Consider the following 3,580-nt stretch of genomic DNA (forward strand, 5'->3'; position numbering starts at 1 on the left):
TGCGGGGCTCCTGCGATTTCTAGCTGAAGTTCAGGTAACTGTGCAGCCAGCTTGAGAACAGCTGTTCGCTGGCCCAGATTCTGGAGTCGGGTTGAGATAAGCAGCAAATAGTTAAGTTGGCTACAGAATCCCCTGACTTGTTGCTTAGGTCTGCTTTGAATCTTGGGTCTTCTTTGAGATTTATAGGATCCCTCAATACTCGAAGGTCATGGGCGGGAAGCGGGAAGGGCGGGATCTGAGCTGGGCGGGTTCAGAGGCAGGAGCGGGATCCCGAAAGGCTTTTGCCTCCTGCTGAAGGTGTTGCATGGCCTGCTCGATTTCCTGAAGTCGCGCGTGGATTTGCCCTTGCCGCTCTCGAATAAACTCTAGCTCTTGGTTGAGCCGCTGCTTTTCGACAGTGAGCTGCTGCATTTCGGCATAGAGGGCGGATTCGGTTTGGCGGCGAGGGATCGAGCGCAGCTTGGGGCGAGGTCGAGTTCGGGGCACACGGGGCAAGCTCATAAGGGGGGATCCCGGAAAACGGCTTGCGCCTATCCTAGCGTGCTCTTGGCGGCCCTTCTATTCCTAGGTAGGATCCATTCGTCCGGTGTGGAAAACAGCGATGGTGGAAACTGGAGCAGACCTGTTGCAACGCTACGGCAGCGGTGAGCGGGACTTCAGCAACAGCCAACTGGCCGGAGCTGATCTGGCCGGGGCCGACTTGGCCGGGATCGACTTGGGGGGATCCATTCTCCGCCAGGCAAAGCTGGCCTCTGCCAACCTGGAGCGGGCCTACCTGAGCGGCGCCGACCTCAGCCAAGCGGATCTGCAGGGATCCAACCTGCGGCTGGCCAACCTAGAGAAAGCCAAGCTGCAGGGATCCCGATTGCAAGGAGCCAACTTGCGTGGGGCCAACCTGGCCGAAGCGGACTTGAGCGAAGCCGATCTCAGCCAAGCGGACTTGGCGGGGGCCAATCTCACCGGGGCCAACTTGAGAGGAGCCCTTCTTGCCCAGTGCAAACTCAAGCTGGCCAACCTGCGAGGGGCCTGCTACGACGCCACCACTCAGATGGAAGCGGATATCACTCCAGCAGAGCTGGGCATGGTTCAAGCCTAGAGGGGGAAATGGGGCTAGTCCTCCGGCTCCAAGTCCAGGATCTCCTGAATTTCGGCATCGGTATAGCCCACCGCCCGCAACTTCTCCGATACCGTCTGAATCTCCCCTGGAGACAAATCCTGCTGCCGTACCCGATCCCAGAGATTGGCCACAATCTGCAGCAGCAAACCGCTGCTCTCCGCCTCAAACAGCTCAAAAGCCGTGGCTAGCTCAATGGCCTGCAACACCTCCTCGGCACTGCCAATCGGCTGATCGAGGGATCGTTCCTCCAGCTCCACCAGCAACTGGCGCAGTTGGTTCAGGCCATCCCCAAGAGCAGACATACAGCAGGCTCCACAACGGCACTCGAACCCTCACCCTAGCAGACCCCTATCATTCCGCAAAAGGAATCCCGCCAATTCTGCGGCAGCTACAGCTATTCTGATTAAGAGAGCGATTCAACTGCAATCGAGGCGATTGTCGAGTCAGCATAGACAATCAACAACACCCAAACAACACCGAGAGGAGATGCATGAGTATGGCCCCAGTGAACGTCCTGCCCAATACCCCCCAGCCTTTAGCCGATGAGGGTGGCACCACCTTGGACTATGGCAGCGCGGTTTACCGGCAGGCCTACTCTCGCATCAACGGCATTGTGATCGAAGGGGAACAAGAAGCCCACGACAACTACCTCAAGCTGGCCGAGATGTTGCCGGAAGGGGCAGAGGAGCTGCACAAGCTGGCCAAGATGGAATTGCGGCACATGAAAGGCTTTCAATCCTGCGGCAAAAACCTGCAGGTAGAGCCGGATAGGGAGTTTGCCCGCACTTTCTTCGCCCCTTTGCGCAACAATTTCCAAAAAGCGGCAGCAGCCGGAGACCTAGTTACCTGCTTGGTCATTCAGTCGCTGATCATCGAATGCTTTGCCATTGCCGCCTACAACATTTACATCCCCGTCGCCGATGAGTTTGCCCGCAAGATCACCGAGGGGGTGGTCAAGGATGAATATCTGCACCTCAATTTTGGAGAGCGCTGGCTAGGGGAGCATTTTGGCGAGGTCAAAGGGCAGATCGAAGCGGCCAACGCCCAGAACCTGCCCTTGGTCTGGCAGATGCTGCAGCAGGTGGACCAGGATGTAGAAGCCATCTATATGGATCGCGAGGCCATCGTCGAGGATTTTATGATTGCCTATGGAGAGGCGCTGGCCAACATCGGCTTCAGCACCCGCGAGGTGATGCGCCTCTCAGCCCAGGGTTTGCGGGCAGCATGACCCACCTCAGCATTCATCCTCTGCCGGCGGACTGCAGTTCTAGGCTGGCTACAGGCGGGTATGGACATGTTTTGATGGGATCCATCAGTTATCCAAGCGGGTAAACCTTTATGTTCGGCCTGATTGGGCACTTGACCAGCCTGGCCCATGCGAAGCGGGTGGCAGACAAGCTGGGTTATTCCGAATATGCGGAGAGCGACCTGGAGTTCTGGTGCATGGCTCCCCCTCAGGTGGTGGACGAGATCACGGTAACCAGCATCACCGGCCAAAAGATTTATGGGCAGTACGTCGAATCCTGTTTCTTGCCGGAGATGTTGGCGGGGGGACGGGTGAAGGCAGCTTGTCGGAAAGTGTTGAATGCCATGGCCCTAGCCCAGCGGCGCGGCTTGAACATTACTGCTTTGGGGGGATTTAGCAGCATCATTTTTGAGACTTTTCGCCTCGACAGTCTCCGGCGAGTCCGCAACATTGACTTGGAGATCCAACGCTTTACCACCGGCAATACCCACACGGCCTACATCATCTGTCAGCAACTGCAGTTGGCGGCCCAGCGCTACGCCATGGACTTGGCAGCCGCTACGGTTGCGGTGGTGGGGGCGACCGGAGATATCGGCAGCGCCATTTGTCAATGGTTGGTGGCCCACACTCACTTGGGCAAATTGTTGCTCATCGCCCGAGAGCGACGGCGTCTGGAGGAATTGCAGGCCAAGCTCAAGCAGGGGGAGATCTCTTCGCTGGAAGAGGCCCTGCCCCGCGCTGACTTTATCGTTTGGGTGGCCAGCATGAGCCAAGGCATGGCCCTCGATCCCCAAGTTTTGCCGGATCCCTGTGTCATCATCGACGGTGGCTACCCAAAGAACATCGCCTCCAGCTTGCATCGGAAGGGGCTCTACGTCATTGACGGGGGGATGGTGGAGCACTCTTTGGATATTGAATGGAACATCATGCAGTTTTTGAATGTGGCCAACCCGGCCCGTCAGCTTTTTGCCTGCTTTGCTGAATCCATGCTGCTGGAGTTTGAGGGGCTGTACACCAATTTCAGTTGGGGCCGTAATTTGATCACCCTTGAGAAATTGGATCTGATCGGGCAGCTTTCCCGCAAGCATGGGTTCCGCCCCCTCATGCCCGAAGCCTAATTGAGATTCAAAATGAAGAAAGCCTCAGCCCCAGCAGAGGTGCTGGCCCTGGTCAGGTCAATCACCAATCGAGTAAACTACCCGACACCAACCGCTAGG

The 3,580-nt window shown here is 57.2% G+C and carries 5 protein-coding genes; 3 read left to right on the plus strand and 2 right to left on the minus strand.

Annotation, left to right across the window (positions count from 1 at the left end; translation table 11 throughout):
* Window positions 1–192 precede the first annotated feature (192 nt).
* Window positions 193–501 carry a gas vesicle protein GvpV gene (locus NW815_RS12525; RefSeq protein WP_238376787.1) on the minus strand — a complete coding sequence of 103 codons (309 nt, stop codon included), beginning with the start codon at window positions 499–501 and terminating at the stop codon, window positions 193–195.
* A 100-nt stretch (window positions 502–601) separates the two neighbouring features.
* Between NW815_RS12525 and NW815_RS12530 the strand changes: the two genes are divergently transcribed.
* The gene (locus NW815_RS12530; RefSeq protein ID WP_414351367.1) at window positions 602–1,096 is read left to right on the plus strand and encodes a pentapeptide repeat-containing protein; all 495 of its coding nucleotides are present in this window, start codon (window positions 602–604) and stop codon (window positions 1,094–1,096) included.
* Between the two features lie 14 nt (window positions 1,097–1,110).
* Here the strand turns inward: NW815_RS12530 and NW815_RS12535 are convergent, their stop codons facing one another.
* The gene (locus NW815_RS12535; protein ID WP_414330858.1) at window positions 1,111–1,419 is read right to left on the minus strand and encodes a hypothetical protein; all 309 of its coding nucleotides are present in this window, start codon (window positions 1,417–1,419) and stop codon (window positions 1,111–1,113) included.
* Window positions 1,420–1,613: 194 nt separating this feature from the next.
* On the opposite strand from NW815_RS12535, the gene NW815_RS12540 reads away from it, so the two are divergent.
* Both NW815_RS12540 and NW815_RS12545 read left to right on the plus strand, forming a co-directional pair.
* Window positions 1,614–2,345: an aldehyde oxygenase (deformylating) gene (locus NW815_RS12540; RefSeq protein ID WP_041436745.1), complete on the plus strand. Its 732-nt coding sequence runs from the start codon at window positions 1,614–1,616 to the stop codon at window positions 2,343–2,345.
* A 110-nt stretch (window positions 2,346–2,455) separates the two neighbouring features.
* Window positions 2,456–3,481 carry a long-chain acyl-[acyl-carrier-protein] reductase gene (locus NW815_RS12545; RefSeq protein WP_414390840.1) on the plus strand — a complete coding sequence of 342 codons (1,026 nt, stop codon included), beginning with the start codon at window positions 2,456–2,458 and terminating at the stop codon, window positions 3,479–3,481.
* Window positions 3,482–3,580: the final 99 nt, after the last annotated feature.

It is taken from the genome of Synechococcus sp. R6-7 (assembly GCF_047461695.1).
Classification (GTDB): Bacteria; Cyanobacteriota; Cyanobacteriia; order Thermostichales; family Thermostichaceae; genus Thermostichus.

Coding starts and splice junctions, on each gene's coding strand:
- NW815_RS12525 (WP_238376787.1), bottom strand. CDS start 501: ATGAGCTTGCCCCGTGTGCCCCGAACTCGACCTCGCCCCAAGCTGCGC.
- NW815_RS12535 (WP_414330858.1), bottom strand. CDS start 1,419: ATGTCTGCTCTTGGGGATGGCCTGAACCAACTGCGCCAGTTGCTGGTG.
- NW815_RS12545 (WP_414390840.1), top strand. CDS start 2,456: ATGTTCGGCCTGATTGGGCACTTGACCAGCCTGGCCCATGCGAAGCGG.
- NW815_RS12530 (WP_414351367.1), top strand. CDS start 602: ATGGTGGAAACTGGAGCAGACCTGTTGCAACGCTACGGCAGCGGTGAG.
- NW815_RS12540 (WP_041436745.1), top strand. CDS start 1,614: ATGGCCCCAGTGAACGTCCTGCCCAATACCCCCCAGCCTTTAGCCGAT.